Source organism: Modestobacter sp. I12A-02662, assembly GCF_041028325.1.
Taxonomy (GTDB): domain Bacteria; phylum Actinomycetota; class Actinomycetes; order Mycobacteriales; family Geodermatophilaceae; genus Modestobacter.
This window is the reverse complement of sequence record NZ_JABGDE010000011.1, coordinates 99,966-115,385: the sequence shown is the minus strand read 5'-3', so window position 1 is coordinate 115,385 and position 15,420 is coordinate 99,966. Positions and strand designations below refer to the sequence as shown.

The 15,420-nt window shown below is 74.0% G+C and carries 18 protein-coding genes; 12 read left to right on the top strand and 6 right to left on the bottom strand.

The window, feature by feature from the left end; genetic code table 11:
• Nucleotides 1–450: 450 nt before the first annotated feature.
• From HL189_RS16985 to HL189_RS16975, 3 genes are all read left to right on the top strand, one after another.
• Nucleotides 451–867, top strand: a complete 417-nt coding sequence (locus tag HL189_RS16985) for a DUF3592 domain-containing protein (protein WP_369134894.1) — start codon at nucleotides 451–453, stop codon at nucleotides 865–867.
• Nucleotides 868–1,203: 336 nt separating this feature from the next.
• Complete coding sequence (gene helR, locus HL189_RS16980; protein ID WP_369134893.1) at nucleotides 1,204–3,354, top strand: RNA polymerase recycling motor ATPase HelR; 2,151 nt, start codon at nucleotides 1,204–1,206, stop codon at nucleotides 3,352–3,354.
• A gap of 47 nt (nucleotides 3,355–3,401) precedes the next feature.
• Nucleotides 3,402–3,761: a VOC family protein gene (locus tag HL189_RS16975; protein WP_369134892.1), complete on the top strand. Its 360-nt coding sequence runs from the start codon at nucleotides 3,402–3,404 to the stop codon at nucleotides 3,759–3,761.
• 16 nt (nucleotides 3,762–3,777) lie between these two features.
• Here HL189_RS16975 and HL189_RS16970 read toward each other — a convergent pair whose 3' ends face one another.
• Nucleotides 3,778–4,332, bottom strand: a complete 555-nt coding sequence (locus HL189_RS16970) for a cysteine hydrolase family protein (protein WP_369134891.1) — start codon at nucleotides 4,330–4,332, stop codon at nucleotides 3,778–3,780.
• Between the two features lie 149 nt (nucleotides 4,333–4,481).
• Between HL189_RS16970 and HL189_RS16965 the strand changes: the two genes are divergently transcribed.
• On the top strand, nucleotides 4,482–4,838 hold the full coding sequence (locus tag HL189_RS16965) for a VOC family protein (protein WP_369134890.1): 357 nt from the start codon (nucleotides 4,482–4,484) through the stop codon (nucleotides 4,836–4,838).
• 36 nt (nucleotides 4,839–4,874) lie between these two features.
• On the opposite strand, the gene HL189_RS16960 is transcribed toward HL189_RS16965, so the two are convergent.
• Nucleotides 4,875–5,666, bottom strand: coding sequence for a hypothetical protein (locus HL189_RS16960; RefSeq protein ID WP_369134889.1), 792 nt, complete (start codon nucleotides 5,664–5,666; stop codon nucleotides 4,875–4,877).
• On the bottom strand, nucleotides 5,663–6,331 hold the full coding sequence (locus tag HL189_RS16955) for an ATP-binding cassette domain-containing protein (RefSeq protein WP_369134888.1): 669 nt from the start codon (nucleotides 6,329–6,331) through the stop codon (nucleotides 5,663–5,665). The genes HL189_RS16960 and HL189_RS16955 overlap by 4 nt, the downstream gene beginning before the upstream one ends.
• Before the next feature lie 15 nt (nucleotides 6,332–6,346).
• Here HL189_RS16955 and HL189_RS16950 point away from each other — a divergent pair, with 15 nt between their 5' ends.
• Together HL189_RS16950 and HL189_RS16945 are read left to right on the top strand one after the other, a co-directional pair.
• A complete protein-coding gene (locus HL189_RS16950) occupies nucleotides 6,347–6,643 on the top strand; it encodes a response regulator transcription factor (protein ID WP_369134887.1) in 297 nt (98 codons plus the stop codon).
• A 60-nt stretch (nucleotides 6,644–6,703) separates the two neighbouring features.
• Nucleotides 6,704–7,417 carry a M50 family metallopeptidase gene (locus HL189_RS16945; protein WP_369134970.1) on the top strand — a complete coding sequence of 238 codons (714 nt, stop codon included), beginning with the start codon at nucleotides 6,704–6,706 and terminating at the stop codon, nucleotides 7,415–7,417.
• A gap of 32 nt (nucleotides 7,418–7,449) precedes the next feature.
• Here the strand turns inward: HL189_RS16945 and HL189_RS16940 are convergent, their stop codons facing one another.
• Complete coding sequence (locus HL189_RS16940; RefSeq protein WP_369134886.1) at nucleotides 7,450–9,813, bottom strand: glycoside hydrolase family 65 protein; 2,364 nt, start codon at nucleotides 9,811–9,813, stop codon at nucleotides 7,450–7,452.
• Nucleotides 9,810–10,541, bottom strand: a complete 732-nt coding sequence (locus HL189_RS16935; protein WP_369134885.1) for an HAD family hydrolase — start codon at nucleotides 10,539–10,541, stop codon at nucleotides 9,810–9,812. Before HL189_RS16935 ends, HL189_RS16940 begins: the two co-directional genes overlap by 4 nt.
• 266 nt (nucleotides 10,542–10,807) lie before the next feature.
• Between HL189_RS16935 and HL189_RS16930 the strand changes: the two genes are divergently transcribed.
• The 3 genes from HL189_RS16930 to HL189_RS16920 all read left to right on the top strand — a co-directional run bounded on the left by HL189_RS16930 (nucleotide 10,808) and on the right by HL189_RS16920 (nucleotide 12,645).
• Entirely contained in the window at nucleotides 10,808–11,320 is a 513-nt protein-coding gene (locus HL189_RS16930; protein WP_369134884.1) for a MarR family winged helix-turn-helix transcriptional regulator, read from the top strand.
• Between the two features lie 90 nt (nucleotides 11,321–11,410).
• Nucleotides 11,411–11,902, top strand: a complete 492-nt coding sequence (locus HL189_RS16925) for a DUF5313 family protein (RefSeq protein WP_369134883.1) — start codon at nucleotides 11,411–11,413, stop codon at nucleotides 11,900–11,902.
• Nucleotides 11,903–12,099: 197 nt separating this feature from the next.
• A complete protein-coding gene (locus HL189_RS16920) occupies nucleotides 12,100–12,645 on the top strand; it encodes a YbhB/YbcL family Raf kinase inhibitor-like protein (RefSeq protein WP_369134882.1) in 546 nt (181 codons plus the stop codon).
• A 34-nt stretch (nucleotides 12,646–12,679) separates the two neighbouring features.
• Here the strand turns inward: HL189_RS16920 and HL189_RS16915 are convergent, their stop codons facing one another.
• On the bottom strand, nucleotides 12,680–13,519 hold the full coding sequence (locus HL189_RS16915) for a GNAT family N-acetyltransferase (RefSeq protein ID WP_369134881.1): 840 nt from the start codon (nucleotides 13,517–13,519) through the stop codon (nucleotides 12,680–12,682).
• 132 nt (nucleotides 13,520–13,651) lie between these two features.
• On the opposite strand from HL189_RS16915, the gene coaA reads away from it, so the two are divergent.
• From coaA to HL189_RS16900, 3 genes are all read left to right on the top strand, one after another.
• Nucleotides 13,652–14,605 carry a type I pantothenate kinase gene (gene coaA / locus HL189_RS16910; protein WP_369134880.1) on the top strand — a complete coding sequence of 318 codons (954 nt, stop codon included), beginning with the start codon at nucleotides 13,652–13,654 and terminating at the stop codon, nucleotides 14,603–14,605.
• 159 nt (nucleotides 14,606–14,764) lie between these two features.
• The gene (locus HL189_RS16905) at nucleotides 14,765–14,962 is read left to right on the top strand and encodes a DUF5999 family protein (RefSeq protein WP_369134879.1); all 198 of its coding nucleotides are present in this window, start codon (nucleotides 14,765–14,767) and stop codon (nucleotides 14,960–14,962) included.
• A 61-nt stretch (nucleotides 14,963–15,023) separates the two neighbouring features.
• Nucleotides 15,024–15,404 carry a nuclear transport factor 2 family protein gene (locus HL189_RS16900; RefSeq protein ID WP_369134878.1) on the top strand — a complete coding sequence of 127 codons (381 nt, stop codon included), beginning with the start codon at nucleotides 15,024–15,026 and terminating at the stop codon, nucleotides 15,402–15,404.
• Nucleotides 15,405–15,420: the final 16 nt, after the last annotated feature.

Sequence of the window (15,420 nt, the reverse complement as noted above, 5' to 3'; positions counted from 1 at the left end):
AACCCATCCCACCCCTGGTTTCGTCAGAGTGACGCAATCAGGGTGGGACGGCTGGACCGGGGGAGGTCGACCCGGCTCGCCCGGGGACCGGAGCACCGGCGTTGAAGATCGACTCCTGGAGCAGGTCGACCGGCCGGGGACTTGGTCGGGATGAAGTCCGGGGACTTCGGCCGGATGGGGCTCACGCGGCCCTTGACTTCCACGCAGTCCGCGTGCGCCGGCCGCAGCGCGACGACGCGGAACCCGGTGGACGCCGGAGTGGGCGGACCGACCCGGTGGCGACCCCTCTCGGCATCCCCGCGGTCCGCCGATAATCGACATTATGTCAAGTAGTGCGGAGAACGGGCCGTGGGCACCCTCACCTTCCGAGCGATGACCCGGGTAAACGATGATCTTGACTGCTAGCCTGCCGGTCCGGATTCCCACTCATGCGGACCACCAGGGGCGACAGTGACAGGGCTGATGGGGCTGTTCGTCGGCGGAGGGTTCGCGCTGCTCGGACTGATCCTGCTGCACCGGCAGCTCCGCTTCACCGTGGCGCGACGACGGTGGACCAGGGTGTCGGGTCGCCTGATCGACTCGACGTACGTCCGGCTCCGGGACGACGGCACCGAGGTGCACAAGATCCGCGTCAGCTACCGCACCTCCGACACCGAGGTGACCACCTGGTCGGACCGCGAGTTCGGCCCCACGGTGACCCGGCGGATCGGCACCGAGGTGGCGGTGTGGTACGACCCCGTCCGCCCCGCAAGATTCGAGGTGGCCCTCTCCGCCGAGGAGACGGTGGCCCCGCTGGAGTTCGTGCTCGCCGGCGCGGCGCTGCTCGTCGGCCTGCTCGTGGCCGCGATGTCGGCGGGGTCGCTGTGAGCTGCCCTCAGCCGTCCCGCGCCTGACGGCCGGCGGGTCGAGCCACTCCCCTGCGGATCACTCTGCCCGAGGGTCGTTCCGTCACTGTGACGGATGTGTCCGGGTGCCGGCGGCGCTGGGCGGAGGCCCTGCCCTCCCTGCCACTTCAACGTATAGCCGACCCCGGGGCTTGCGGCAAGACCCGGTCGGTGCCGCAGAATCGCCCGGCCGACGCCAGGACCCCCGGTCGAGGTCAGCTGGAGCGGGTGCCGCGCTGGCCACCGGGTCCCTCCCGCCGGCCCCGGCGCCTCCCCGGCGCCCCACGGTCGCGAGCGACCTCGACTCGGAGCTGATGCCGTGAAACCCCTGTCGTCCACCGCGTTCGACCTGCCCGAGCACCTCTCCCCCAAGGCCGACCCGGCACTGATCGCCGGCGACGACCAGCACTTCGCGGCCGTCGCGGAGTGCCTCGCGCAGTCGATCGCCGACCTGTCCGACCGCCTCGACGCCGAGCGGAGGGCGCCCGGCGGCCACGGTCAGGCGGCACTGGACCGGGACCTGGAGGTCCACCGGCTGACCGCCCGCCTGCGCACCCTGCGCCGCTTCGGGCTGGACCTGTGCCTCGGGCGCATCGTCGGCGCCGAGGACCCCGAGCCCGTCTACGTCGGACGACTCGGCCTCACCGACCGCACGGGTCGGCGGCTGCTGGTCGACTGGCGGTCCCCCGCGGCCGAGCCGTTCTTCGGCGCGACCCACGCCCACCCGATGGGTCTGGTGAGCCGCCGCCGGTACCGCTGGACCCGGGGCCGGATCACCGACTACTGGGACGAGGTGTTCACCGCCGACGGGCTGGTGCGCAACGCCGCGCTCGACGACCAGTCCGCCTTCATCGCCAGCCTGGGCAGCAACCGGTCGGCCCGGATGCGCGACGTGCTCGGCACCATCCAGGCCGACCAGGACGCCATCATCCGCGCGGGCTCCTCCGGCACGCTGGTGGTCGACGGCGGTCCGGGCACGGGGAAGACCGTCGTCGCCCTGCACCGCTCGGCCTACCTGCTGTACTCCGACCCGCGGCTCGGGCACCACCGGGGCGGCGTCCTGTTCATCGGTCCGCACCAGCCCTACCTGTCCTACGTCGCCGACGTGCTGCCCAGCCTGGGTGAGGAGGGCGTGCAGACCTGCACCCTGCGGCACCTTGTCCCCGAGGGGGCCACGGCAGCGGTCGAGACGGACCCGGACGTGGCGTGGCTGAAGGCGTCCGCCGACCTGGTGCAGGCGATCGAGACGGCCGTCCGGTTCTACGAGGAACCGCCCAGCACCGGCATGACGGTCGAGACGCCGTGGTCCGACATCCGGGTGAGCGCCGAGGACTGGGCGGCGGCGTTCGAGGCAGCCGAACCGGGCACCTCGCACAACGAGGCGCACGACCAGGTGTGGGAGGAGCTGCTCACGATCCTGGTGGACGCGCACGAGGACGCCGACGTCCCGGCCGACGAGCTCCGCACGGCACTGCTGCGCAACCGGGAGCTGCGGACGGCGTTCCACCGGGCGTGGCCGCTGCTCGACGCTCCCGACCTGGTCGGGGACCTCTGGTCGGTGCCGGCCTATCTGCGCAGGTGCGCGCCGTGGCTCAGCCGCGACGACGTCCAGCGGCTGCAGCGGCCGGACCCCCGGGCCTGGACGGTGTCCGACCTGCCGTTGCTGGACGCCGCCCGGCAGCGGCTCGGCGATCCGGAGGCGTCCCGGCGCCGGCGTCGGCAGGAGGCCGAGGTCGCCGCCCAACGCGAGCGGATGGCCACCGTCATCGACGACCTGATCGCGGCGGACGACTCCGAGCTGTTGCTGATGACGTCCCTGCGGCATCAGGACCTGCGCGACGCCCTGGTCGACGAGAGCGCGCTGCCCACGGCCGACCCCGACCTGCTGGCCGGCCCGTTCGCGCACGTCGTCGTGGACGAGGCGCAGGAGCTGACCGACGCGGAGTGGCAGATGCTGCTGCTCCGCTGCCCGTCCCGGAGCTTCACCGTCGTCGGGGACCGGGCCCAGGCCAGGCACGGGTTCACCGAGTCGTGGCAGGAACGGCTCCAGCGGGTCGGGCTCGACCGGATCACCCTGGCCTCCCTGACCATCAACTACCGGACGCCGGAGGAGGTCATGGCCGAGGCCGAGCCGGTCATCCGGGCCGCGCTGCCGGACGCCAACGTGCCGACCTCCATCCGCACCAGCGGTCTGCCCGTCGTGCACGGGTCGGTCGCGGAGCTGTGCACCGTGCTGGAGACCTGGCTCGCCACCCACGCCGAGGGGATCGCCTGCGTCATCGGCGACCCCAGCTTCCGGGGTACCTCCCGGGTCCGGTCGCTGACCCCGGAGCTGGCGAAGGGGCTCGAGTTCGACCTGGTCGTCCTGATCGACCCGGAGAGGTTCGGCGCAGGCATCGAGGGAGCCGTCGACCGCTACGTCGCGATGACCCGGGCGACCCAGCAGCTCGTCGTCCTCACCAGCGGCTGACGCCGGGCCGGTTCCGTCGGCGCGGTCCGAGGTGGATGGTGGAGGCCATGCACCTGCTCCACCTCGGGCTGCCGGTGCGGGACCGCGACCGGAGCCTCCACTTCTATGCGACGTACTTCGGGTTCGACCCGGCCGCGGCCCGGTCGTATCCGGACGGGACCACCATCGTGCGGGACCAGGACGGGTTCGACCTCGCGCTGCACCCCGTGGCCGAGCCCGCCCCCGTGCCCGCCTTCCTGCACGTCGGCTTCCGCATGGCCGACGCCGACGCCGTTCGCCGGCTGCGGGACCGGCTGGAGTCCGACGGGGTCCCGGTCGTCGAGTACGACGAGGAGCCCGCGCTGGTCTCGTTCACGTGCCTGGACCCGGACGGCTGGCGGGTCCAGGTGTACTGGGAACGGAACTGACCCCTCGTCGCCCGGCTCAGTCGGCGAAGGACACCTCCTTGGTCTCGACGACCCCCGCGGTCCGGCCCGGCGCCGCCTGGAACTGCCAGTACAGGTTCGTGTGGGCGATGACCTGGTCCGGCGGCGGGGCGCCCCAGGCCGTAAGGTCCTCCGTCGTGTGCGCGTCCCCGACCAGGGTCACGTCGTAGCCGCGCGCGAACGCGCCGTGGATGGTGGAGCGGACGCAGGCGTCCGTCGACGCTCCGGTCACCAGCAGCCGACCGACGCCGGCCCCCGCGAGCACGTCCTCCAGGTCGGTGGCCTCGAACGAGTCGCCGTACGTCTTGTGCACCAGTGGCTCGGTCTCCTGGCGGGTCAGCTCCGGGACGTACTGCCACCCGTCACTGCCCTGCGCCAGTTGCTCGCTCGAGTGCTGGACCCAGACGACGGGCACCCCTGCGTCACGCGCCCGGTCGACCAGCGTGCCGATGTTGGCCACCACCTCGTCGCGGCGGTGTGCCGCACCGACGACGCCCTTCTGCACGTCGATGACCATCAGGGCGGTGTGCGGCCGGTCGGGCAGCGTCGTCACGGGGATCTCCTCTGGCTCGTCGGACTGCGTCCGTGTCAGGTGGGTCACGGTAGGCCCGATCACCGACGATTTCGCCGTCCGCTCCGACCGATGAGTCCGCCGGGCGCAGCCGGTCCTGTCCTCGATCCCCCACCACCTCTGGAGGCCCCGTGCCCAGCACCGTCCAGCCGATCGTCCTCACCCGCGACCTGCCGCGGCTGCTCGACTTCTACCGCGGCGTGCTGGGTGCCACCGAGACCGAGCGGGTGCCGGCCGAGGGTCCGGTGTTCTACGTCGGCCTGCAGATCGGTGACAGCGACCTCGGCCTGGTCGCCGAGCCGGAGGCGCCCGAGCAGCCGCCCCGGGTGCTGCTCAGCGTGACGGTGGACGACGTCGACGCGCTGCTCCCCCGGGTCACCGGGTGCGGCGGCACCGCGAACCCGGCCAACGACATGCCGTGGGGCCAGCGGGTGGCGCACGTGCAGGACCCCGACGGCAACCCGCTGAACCTGGTGCAGCCGCTCTGACCCGTCCGGGCCGGAGCGGCTGCAGCGACAGCAGGTTCAGCTGATCTCGGCGCGCTCGATCCGCAGCCACCCGATGACGATCGGCAGCACGACCCACAGCGCGGTCGACGTCGCGAGCTGGAGCCAGCCCCGGCCGTCGAGCTCGCCGAAGAACATCGGCATGGTGGTGGTGGACAGGTCCAGCCAGTCCCGCACCCAGTGCAGGGCACCGACGGTGCTCACCAGCAGGTTGAACGCGGTCGGCAGGGCGAGGTAGAGCACGATCGCCAGCGGCGAGCTCAGGAACAGCATGCCGAAGGCCACCCCGCCCAGCAGGAACACCACCTCGACGAGCAGCACCTGACCGACCTGGGCGGCGGTCAGCGACCAGTCGGCCGCCGCGTCGCCGAGCGCGGGGGTGAGCGCCGTCCCGATCGCGGAGACCGCCGCCGCGGCGATCATCCCGAGGACGGCGAGCACGGTGGAGGCGAGCAGCTTGGCCATGAGCACGCGGGACCGCCGGGGCACCAGCGCGAAGGTGGTCAGCGCCGTGCGCTGCGACCACTCGCTGGTGACCAGCAGGACGCCGAGCACCGGCAGCAGCACGCCGATGGGCAGCTGCGTCGCGGCGAGGTAGACGGCGAACCGGCGGTCGCCCTCGTCGCCGGCGACCAGCAGCAGCGCGACGACCGCGAGCAGCACCAGCCCGATGGTGACCAGGAGCCAGCGGCCGGCCCGGGTGTCCCAGCTCTTGCGCAGCTCGACGCGGACCAGCGTGGCGAGGCCGGGCGCGGCCGGCTCGGCGACCGTCGGGGGTCGCTGTTCCGTCGTCACGGTCAGCGCGTTCATGCCGCCACCTCGGCCGTGCCGGTCGAGGTGAGCGAGCGGAAGAGCTCTTCGAGCCCCTCTCCCCCACCGGGCCGCAGCTCGGTCACGACGGCGCCGGCCGCCGCCACGGCCCGGCCGACGGCGTCCACGGGTGCGTCGGCGACCAGCCCGTCCCCGGTCCCCGGGCGTACCGCGATCCCGGCGGTGGCCAGCGCCCGTTGCAGCGCCGACCGGTCCGGGCCGCGAACCAGCGTCCCCCGGCCGGCCAGCAGCTCCCGCTGGCCGCCCTGCGCCACGATCCGGCCGCCGGCGATGACGACGAGCTGGTCGGCGACCGCCTCGACCTCGCGCAGCAGGTGCGAGGACAGCAGCACCGTGCCACCGCGGTCGGCGAAGCCCCGCAGCAGGCCGCGCATCCAGAAGATGCCGTCGGGGTCCAGGCCGTTCGCCGGCTCGTCGAGCACCAGCACCTGCGGGTCGCCGAGCAGCGCGGCGGCCAGACCCAGCCGCTGCCGCATGCCCAGGGAGTACTGCCCGACCCGCGTGCCGGCCGGGCGGCCGGCGAGACCGACCGTGCCGAGCAGCTCGTCCACCCGCTCCTCCGGCACGCCCAGCACCAGCGCGGTCAGGCTCAGCACCTCGCGGCCGGTGCGGCCGCTGTGCTGGGCGCCGGCGTCGAGCAGCACGCCGACGGCGAGCCGATGCTCTCCCCCAGCGTCACCCGGCAGCTGATCGCGCACGTGGCGGCGGTCGACGTCCCGGCAGGTGGCGCCGACGACCGGCGGGCCCGGGCGGAGGCGCGCCTGGGGACGCTCAGCGAGCGGGAGCGGGCGGTGGCCCTGGCCGTCGGCCGCGGGCTGAGCAACGCCCAGATCGGCGCGGAGCTGCACCTCAGCGTGGCCACGGTGAAGGCGCACGTCTCCCGCCTGCTCACCAAGCTCGAGCTGACCAACCGGGTGCAGATCGCGCTGCTCACCCACGACGCCGAGCTGGTGTAGCCGCGGTGTGACGCGGGCCCGGGCGCGCCCTGCGGCCCGCGCACGGCCGCGCTCGTGATGATGGTCGGCGTGACGGCGGCCGAGCGGTTCTGGGAGCGGGTCTCCGCCACCTCTCCCCCGCTCCCCGGCTGGCTGCTGGCGCTGAGCGCGCTGGCCGCCGTCCTGCTGGTCGCCTCCCCCGCGCTGTGGCGGCACGCCCGGCACGCGGTGACCATCGCGCACGAGGGCGCGCACGGCCTGGCGGCGCTGGTCACCGGGCGCCGCCTGGCCGGCATCCGGCTGCACTCGGACACCTCCGGGCTGACCGTCTCCGCCGGCCGCCCCACCGGGGCCGGCATGGTGCTCACCGCTGCGGCGGGCTACACCGGCCCGGGCGTGTTCGGGCTGGGCGCCGCCGCGCTGCTCGCCGCCGGGTACGCCGTCGGGCTGCTGTGGGCGCTGCTCGGTCTGCTCGCCCTGCTGCTGGTGCAGATCCGCAACTGGTACGGGCTGTGGTCGGTGCTGGCCACCGGCACGCTGGTGTTCGCCGCGACCTGGTGGCTCCCAGCCGAGGGGCAGGCCGCCTTCGCCCACGGCGCGACCTGGTTCCTGCTGCTGGCCGCGCCCAAGACCGTGCTGGAGCTGCAGGCCAAGCGCCGCCGCGGCTCGGCGCGGGACTCCGACGCCGACCAGCTCGCCCGGCTCACCCGGCTGCCCGGCCTGATCTGGGTGGGCGTCTTCCTGCTGGTCGACGTCGGGGCCCTCGCCCTGGGCACCGGGTGGCTCCTCCGCTGACGGCCCTGCGCAGGGGCCGGCCGAGGGTTCCTTCAGGGGCGGCTGCGGCGCCGGGGCGCGGAGTGCGGCGGCTGGTGCACCGGCTCCACCTCCGGCGGCGGCGGGATCCGCCGCTCGACGGGGTCCGCGGACACCGTGAGCGTCTCCCCGTGGTGGGCGGTCTCCACCGGTTCCTCGCCGTACACCAGCCGGTAGGTGGCCGTCTCCGCGGTCACCGTCACCGCCAGGCACCGGCCCTGGACGACGACCCGGAAGGCGAGCCGCTGGATGCGGGGCGGCAGGCGCGGGGCGAAGGTCAGCCGCCCGTCGTGGTCCCGCATCCCGCCGAACCCGGCGACGGCGACCGTCCAGCCGCCGGCCAGCGAGGCGATGTGCAACCCGTGCCCGCTGTTGCCGTGCAGGTTCTGCAGGTCGGTGAGCGCCGCCTCCCCCCAGTAGTCGTGGGCCAGCTGCAGGTGCCCGGTCTCGGCGGCCACCACCGCCTGCTGGGCCGCCGACAGCGAGGAGTCCCGCACCGTGCGGGCCTCGTAGTAGGCGAAGTCGGCGATCTTCTGCTCGAGGGTGAAAGCGTCCCCGCGCAGGTGCAGCGCCATCACCAGGTCGGCCTGCTTGATCACCTGCTTGCGGTAGATGTCGAAGTAGGGGAAGTGCAGCAGCAGCGGGTACTGGGCGGGGTCGGTGCCCTCGAAGTCCCACTCCTCGTGGTGGGTGAAGTTCTCCGACTGCTCGTGCACGCCCAGCGCCTCGTTGAAGGGCACCCGCATGTGCTCGGCGCCCCGGGCCCAGAACTCCACCTCGTCGTCGTCCACCTGCAGCCGGACGGCGGTCTCCGGGTTGCGCTTCACCGCCGCGACCGCCTCGCGCAGGTTCCGCTGCGCCATGAGGTTCGTGTAGACGTTGTTGTCCACCACGGCGGTGTACTCGTCGGGGCCGGTCACCCCGTCGATCCGGAACCCGTGCGCGTCGTCGACGTGCCCCAGCGACGCCCACAGCCGGGCGGTCTCCACGAGCAGCTCGGTGCCGTAGTCGCGGTCGAACTCCTCGTCGAGGGTGGCCCACCAGTAGCGGGCGACGGCGTCGGCGATGTCCGCGTTGACGTGGAAGGCCGCCGTCCCGGCCGGCCAGTAGCCGGAGGTCTCCTCGCCGTGGATGGTGCGCCACGCGAACGCCGCGCCGTCCTGCCCCAGCAGGCGGGCCCGCTCCCGGGCCATGTCGAGGGTGGAGTGACGCCACAGGAGGGCGTCGCGGACGGCGGACGGCGCGGTGTAGGTGAGCACGGGCAGCACGTAGGTCTCGGTGTCCCAGAAGGTGTGCCCGTCGTACCCGTCGCCGGTGAGCCCCTTGGCCGCGATGGGCTGCCGCTCGGCGCGCAGGCCGGCCTGCAGGACGTGGAACATGCCGACCCGCACCGCCTGCTGGAGCTCGTCGTCGCCGTCGATCTCGACGTCGGCCTCGTCCCAGTGCCGGTCCAGCAGCTCGCGCTGCTCACGCAGCAGCCGGTCCCAGCCGGCCAGCTGGGCCGTCGCGAGCGCCCCGTCGACCTGGTCCCGCAGCGCGGGGGACGAGCGCCGGCTGGACCAGCCGTAGGCCAGGTACTTGACCAGCCGCAGCCGCGAGCCGGCCGGCAGCCGGGCGGCCAGGGTGTACCGGGCCAGGTCCGGCGAGATCTCCAGGTCCTCGGTGGCGGAGTCGGGGATGTCGACGTCGTGGTGCATGCCGGCGGCCAGCCGCAGCCGGCTGCGCCGGGTCTGGTGCACCAGGACGGCGTGCCGGCCGCGGCCCACGTGCAGCTCGGCCCGCAGCGGGCGGTCCATCGCCGCGCCGGCCCGCGGGTCGCCGGACTGCGTCGTGGAGACGTCCTCGTTGGCCAGCAGGTCCGACTGCAGCGCGACGTAGAGGTCGCCCTGGTCGTCGGTGCACTCGACCTCGTACTCGATCGCGGCGATCGACCGCCGGGTGAGCGACACCAGCCGCGTGCTGGTGACCTTGACCTGGCGGCCGGCGGGCGAGCGCCACTCCGTGCAGCGGCGCAGCACCCCGGCCCGCAGATCGAGGGTGCGGCGGTGGTCGACGACGTCGCCGTACTGCAGGTCCAGAGGCGAGTCACCGACCAGCAGCCGGATCAGCTTGCCGTCGGTGACGTTGACGATCGTCTGGCCCTGCTCGGGGTAGCCGTAGCCGGCCTCCGCGTAGGGCAGCGGCCGTTCCTCGTAGTAGCCGTTGAGGTAGGTGCCCGGGATGACGACCGGCTCCCCCTCGTCGAACGTCCCGCGCATCCCGATGTGCCCGTTGGCCAGGGCGAACACCGACTCGTTCACGGCCAGGGAGGCCAGGTCCACGCCCACCTCGGTCAGCGACCAGGGCTCGATGAGGAAGTGCGCGCGCCCCTCCGTCACGCCCGCTCCCCCATCAGCTCGGCCAGGTCGGCGACGACGACGTCCGCCCCGCGCTCCCGCAGGGCCTCGGCCTGGCCGGCCCGGTCCACGCCGACCACGAACCCGAAGTCGCCGGCCCGGCCGGCGGCCACCCCGGCCAGCGCGTCCTCGAAGACGACGGCCCGCGCCGGTGGGACGCCGAGCAGCCGGGCGCCGGCCAGGAACCCGTCGGGCGCGGGCTTGCCGCGCAGCCCCTCCCGCTTGGCCACCACCCCGTCCACCCGGGCGTCGATGAGGTCCGCGAACCCGCCGGCGGCGATGACCTGCTCACCGTTCGCCGAGGCGGTCACCACGGCGGTGGCCAGCCCGGCCTCCTTCACCGCGCGCAGGTACCGCATCGACCCCTCGTAGACCACGACGCCGTGCTCCTCGAGCTCACGCAGCAGCAGCTCGTTCTTCCGGGTGGCGACCCCGGAGACAGTCGCCGCGTCGGCCGGGTCGGCGCTGCCGCCCTCGGGCAGGACGATCCCCCGGCTGGCGAGGAAGTCGCGGACGCCGTCCTCGCGGGGCTTCCCGTCGACGTGGAGGTTGTAGTCCGCGGCGGTGAACTCCGGTGCGGCCGGGTCCCGGCCCCGCAGGAACTCGTCGAAGGTGCGCTTCCAGGCGGCCTGGTGGACCTTCGCGGTCTGGGTGAGCACACCGTCGAGGTCGAAGAGGCAGGCCTGGATGTCGTCGGGGAGTCCCAGCACGCCGCCACGCTACGGCGAGATCATGCCCGTGACCTGTCGAGCGGCCCCCGGGACGTCGGCCGGACCTGCGACGAGGCGGGGCCGCGGGCGTTGGCGCCAGCGCCCGGAGGGCGCCCGGTTGACCTGTCGTCGAGCAACAGGTGACGTGTTCGCCAGTTTGTTGGGGATAACGGTAGTGGGGTGGGGATCCGGAGGTCCTCCGGGAGACGAGGGTGGGCCGACGATCGACCACAAGCGCTTGGTGCGCCACGGGTTAGCCTGGCGAGGTGACGAACCGCCAGCGCCCCCCGTCGCAGCTCGGCTCCGAGGACCTGCTCGCCCTGGACCGCCAGGTGTGCTACGCCCTGTCGGTGGCCGCCCGGAACGTGGTCGCCGTCTACCGCCCGGTCCTGGAGCCGCTCGGGCTGACCCATCCGCAGTACCTGGTGATGCTGGCGCTGTGGCAGCACGGGAGCCTGTCGGTCAAGGACCTCTCCGGCCTGCTGCAGCTGGACCCCGGCACGCTCTCGCCGCTGCTCAAGCGGCTGGAGGCGGCCGGCCTGCTGCGCCGGGAGCGGGACCCGGAGGACCAGCGGAACCTGGCGCTGGCCCTGACGGACAAGGGGGTGGCCCTGCGCGAGCAGGCGGAGAAGATCCCCACCGGCATCGTCGAGCGCCTCGGCCTGCCCATGGAGGAGCTGACCAGCCTGCACGAAGCGCTGACCCGCGTCATCGCCGCGTCGCAGCGCGCGCTGCACTCGGGGGCCGACGACGCCGTGCCGGGTGCGACGGTCGCGTGACCTCCCTTCGCCGACGACCTGGGTGTTACCTTGGAGACACTTGGTACCCCAACCCTTGGTGCCCCAGTGATCTCGCCGCACGATAGAGGCGTGACCGTCCTCGAGCAGGAGCACACAGCCGCCATGACCGATCCCACCGCCGAGCCCGGCACGCCGGATGAGCCCATCGTCCGCCCGGCCCCCCACCGGTGGCTCTGGTACGCGTTCGGTGGCCGGCTGCCCGCCCGCCACCGCAGCTGGGTGCTCTACGACACCACCACCAGCACCTGGGGACTGCGCCACGTCGCCCGCAGCCTGGTGCAGATGTCGGTCCCGATCATCCTGATCCTGGTCCTGCTGCCTGCCGGCTGGGGCCTGCGCGCCGCGGTGGCCGGCGGCGGGCTGTTCCTCGGCCTGCTCTACTCGCTGGCCTACATGCCCGAGACCACCGAGCACCGGGTCGTGAAGGCCGGCTACCCCTCGGGCACCGCCACCGCGCATCGTGACCACACCTCCGTGCAGCGGCAGCAGCGCGAGAGCGAGCGCAAGCACGCCGCCGCGGCCAAGCGGGCCGCCCGCTACCGCGACCGCTCCGGTCGGTGACCGGAGGGGGGAGTTGGTTGTGCGCCGCTGACCCCGCTCCCCCGCGGCCGTGCCACGTACGTGGCGGCGTTGTTGGGGATAACGGTGGTAGGGGGGCCGTCGGGCAGAGCGCGACGGCAGTGCCTAGGGTCGGTGCCGGCAACATCCGCCGTCGTCCCGGCCGGACCGGGGGGACCCCGATCGCAGGAGGCAGCGGCATGCCCGACCGCCCGACCCCGCCCGACCCGTACGACTTCCTGCCGCAGGTGCCGGCCTTCGAGGTCACCAGCACCGACGTCGCCGACGGGCAGCTCCTGGGCACGGCGCAGGTGAGCGGGGTGATGGGTGCCGGCGGCGAGGACGTCTCCCCGCAGCTGTCGTGGTCGGGGTTCCCGCCGGGGACCAAGGGCTTCGCCGTCACCGTGTTCGACCCCGACGCGCCGACCGCCAGCGGGTTCTGGCACTGGGCCGTCGCCGGCATCCCGGCGGCGGTGACCGAGCTGCCCCGGGACGCGGGGAACCGGTCGGGCAGCGGCCTGCCGGACGGCGCCGTCCAGCTGCGCAACGACGCCGGGTTCGCCGGGTACGTCGGAGCCGCCCCGCCTCCCGGGCACGGCCCGCACCGCTACCACGTGGCCGTGCACGCGGTGGACACCGAGGACCTCGGCGTCCCGGCCGACGGCAGCTGTGCCTCCCTCGGCTTCGCCCTGTTCAGCCACACCGTGGCGCGCGCCGTCCTCGTCCCGGTCCACGAGGAGGCGTGACCGGCCGGTCCCCCGGGCCGGGCCGGGCCCCGGCTCAGTGGACCGGGAGCTCGGCCACGCAGCTGGTGCCCACCCGGGCGAAGCCGGCCCGCTCGTAGACCCGGGCCACGTCGTCGTCCCCGGCGGAGAGGAACACGAGGTCGGCGGTCTGCCGGGCGTGCTCGGCCAGCGCCGAGGTCAGCGCCGCGCCCAGGCCGCGGCCGCGGTACCGGGGCAGCGTGGCCACCCCGACGACCTCGCTGACCTCCCGGCCGTCGACCAGGAGCGGCTGGTGCGACCCGATGGCGACCGGGTCGCCGTCGTCGACGGCGACCATCATGACCGTCTGGCCGCCGGCCACCCGCTCCCGGAGCACTTCCGTGGGCGGCACCTCCGCGGGGCCCGGGTCGCCGAGCGCCACCTCCAGCGCCCCTCCCCCGGCTCCGGCGGGCGCCACGACGGCGTGCGGCGCGGCGAAGGCCAGCTCGGCCAGCCGCTGGTACAGCCCGAGCCGGGGGTCGTCGGCGCCGACGATGTACAGCCGCACCTCTGGCGGCAGCAGCACCTCCACCGGGTCGACGGCCACCAGCAACGGCAGCTCCTCGACCTCGAGGGCGGCCTCGCGGGCCACGCCCGCCAGCCCGCGGCAGCGGTCGCCGAGCCACTCCAGCGACGCCGGCAGCCCGGAGCGCTCCTGCAGCTCCACCGCGGCGCGCACGTCGGCGACGGTCACCTCGCCCTCCCGGCCCGGGCGCGGCCGCGCCGGGTAGGGCCACTCGGGCGGGCCGACCGGCACGTCGAGCGCGCCGACCGTGCGCACCTGCACGAGGGCGTCGGCGCGCGGCGCGAGGGTGGAGTAACGCTCGATCCGGTCGAGCAGCCCGGGCGACGACACGGCCAGACCCTAGACGCACCGGGCGACGATCGGACCACGTGCACGCCACGATGGGGTGAGGTCGAGGTGGCGGCCGTCGCCGTGCGCCACCCGGTCGGGGACCGCCGGACGGCCAGGGGACAGGATGTCCCGGTGACGGCCGGAACGCGACCGCAGGTCTCCCCCTTCGCCGCCTTCGACCGGGAGTCCTGGCGGGCGCTCGCGGCCGGCAGCGAGCTGCCGCTCGACAGCGCCGACCTCCGCTCGCTCGCCAGCCTGGGCGACCGGATCGACCTCGACGAGGTGGCCACGGTCTACCTGCCGCTGGCCCGCCTGCTGCAGCTGCACGTGACCGCCAGCCGGCGGCTGTGGGCCGCGCAGACGGAGTTCCTGCACGCCCGGACCGCCAAGGTGCCCTTCGTCATCGCGGTGGCCGGCAGCGTCGCCGTCGGCAAGAGCACCACCGCCCGGCTGCTGCGCGCGCTGCTCGCGGCCGCCCCGGACACGCCGCGGGTCGACCTGGTCACCACGGACGGTTTCCTGCTGCCGAACGCCGAGCTGGAGCGGCGCGGCCTGCTCGGCCGCAAGGGGTTCCCGGAGAGCTACGACCGGCGGGCGCTGCTGCGCTTCCTCGCCGACGTGAAGTCCGGCCGGCCCGAGGTCAGCGCACCCGTGTACTCCCACCTGTCCTACGACGTGCTGCCCGAGCGCCGGCAGGTCGTCGACTCCCCCGACGTCCTGGTGCTCGAGGGGCTCAACGTCCTGCAGGCCGGCGGCGGCACCGACGGCCGGGTGCCGGAGGTGTTCCTGTCGGACTTCATCGACTTCTCCGTGTACGTCGACGCGAACGAGCAGGACATCGCGCAGTGGTACGTCGAGCGCTTCCTCGCGCTGCGCCGCACCGCCTTCCAGGACAGCAGCGCGTACTTCCACCGGTTCGCCGCCCTCACCGACGCGGAGGCGACGGCGACGGCGCGGGGCATCTGGACGGCGGTCAACGAGCCCAACCTGCGGCTGAACATCGCGCCCACCCGGTCGCGGGCCCGGCTGGTGCTGCAGAAGTCCGCCGACCACTCGGTGCGCCGGGTGCTGTTGCGCAAGCTGTAGGCGGCCCGGCGCGTGGGCGGGAGTTGACGAGACGGGGGTCACGACGTCGTGACTTCTGGACACTCCGGGACGCCGCTGTCCAGGCGCAGACTCGGTCCGGTCGCACGAAGCGACGGCCGTTCAACCGCAACCCCCCTCGACTCCCCTGGAGTGGTCCCGATGTGCTCCCATCCCACCGCCTGCCCGGACGCCTCCTCCGACGAGCGGGTGCTGGCCGTGCCGGTGAGCCGGCACCCCGAGCAGGGCTGGAGCCTGCTGTGCAACGGCGTGGTCGTCTTCGACGACGACGGTGAGCTGCTGCCCGACGGCCGGGTCGTGCTGACCCGTCCCTGGGCGCAGCCCCGCGTCCCTGCCTGACCCGCCTCGCCCCTGGGTAGCTCCTCCCGGGACCGACCCACCCGGCATGCGAGGAGACCCGATGAGCGCTGTCAGCGAGCAGTTCATGCAGGCGCTGCACCACCTGGACGAGCAGCGCGACCCCGGGCCGCTGGTGGAGCTCACCGCCGAGGACGCGGTGCTCACCAAGCTCGGCGACCACCGGGAGGCCACCGGCCCGGAGGGTGCTCGCGGCTTCTGGGAGGAGTACCGCGGGGTCTTCGACACGATCAGCACCGAGTTCACCCACACCGTCGACGGCGAGGGGAGCTCGTGCCTGGAGTGGACCTCCACCGCCACGCTGCCCGACGGCGCAGACCTCAGCTACCGCGGGGTCACCGTGATCGACGTGGACGGCGAGCAGGTCACCGGGGTGCGCACCTACTACGACTCGGCGGCCTTCGTGGGACCGTCCGGCGGGTAAGCCGGCTGCCCGGTCG

Coding starts and splice junctions, on each gene's coding strand:
- HL189_RS16975 (WP_369134892.1), top strand. CDS start 3,402: ATGCACCTGCTCCACCTCGGGCTGCCGGTGCGGGACCGCGACCGGAGC.
- HL189_RS16960 (WP_369134889.1), bottom strand. CDS start 5,666: ATGAACGCGCTGACCGTGACGACGGAACAGCGACCCCCGACGGTCGCC.
- HL189_RS16950 (WP_369134887.1), top strand. CDS start 6,347: ATGCTCTCCCCCAGCGTCACCCGGCAGCTGATCGCGCACGTGGCGGCG.
- HL189_RS16945 (WP_369134970.1), top strand. CDS start 6,704: ATGGTCGGCGTGACGGCGGCCGAGCGGTTCTGGGAGCGGGTCTCCGCC.
- HL189_RS16920 (WP_369134882.1), top strand. CDS start 12,100: ATGCCCGACCGCCCGACCCCGCCCGACCCGTACGACTTCCTGCCGCAG.
- HL189_RS16905 (WP_369134879.1), top strand. CDS start 14,765: ATGTGCTCCCATCCCACCGCCTGCCCGGACGCCTCCTCCGACGAGCGG.
- HL189_RS16900 (WP_369134878.1), top strand. CDS start 15,024: ATGAGCGCTGTCAGCGAGCAGTTCATGCAGGCGCTGCACCACCTGGAC.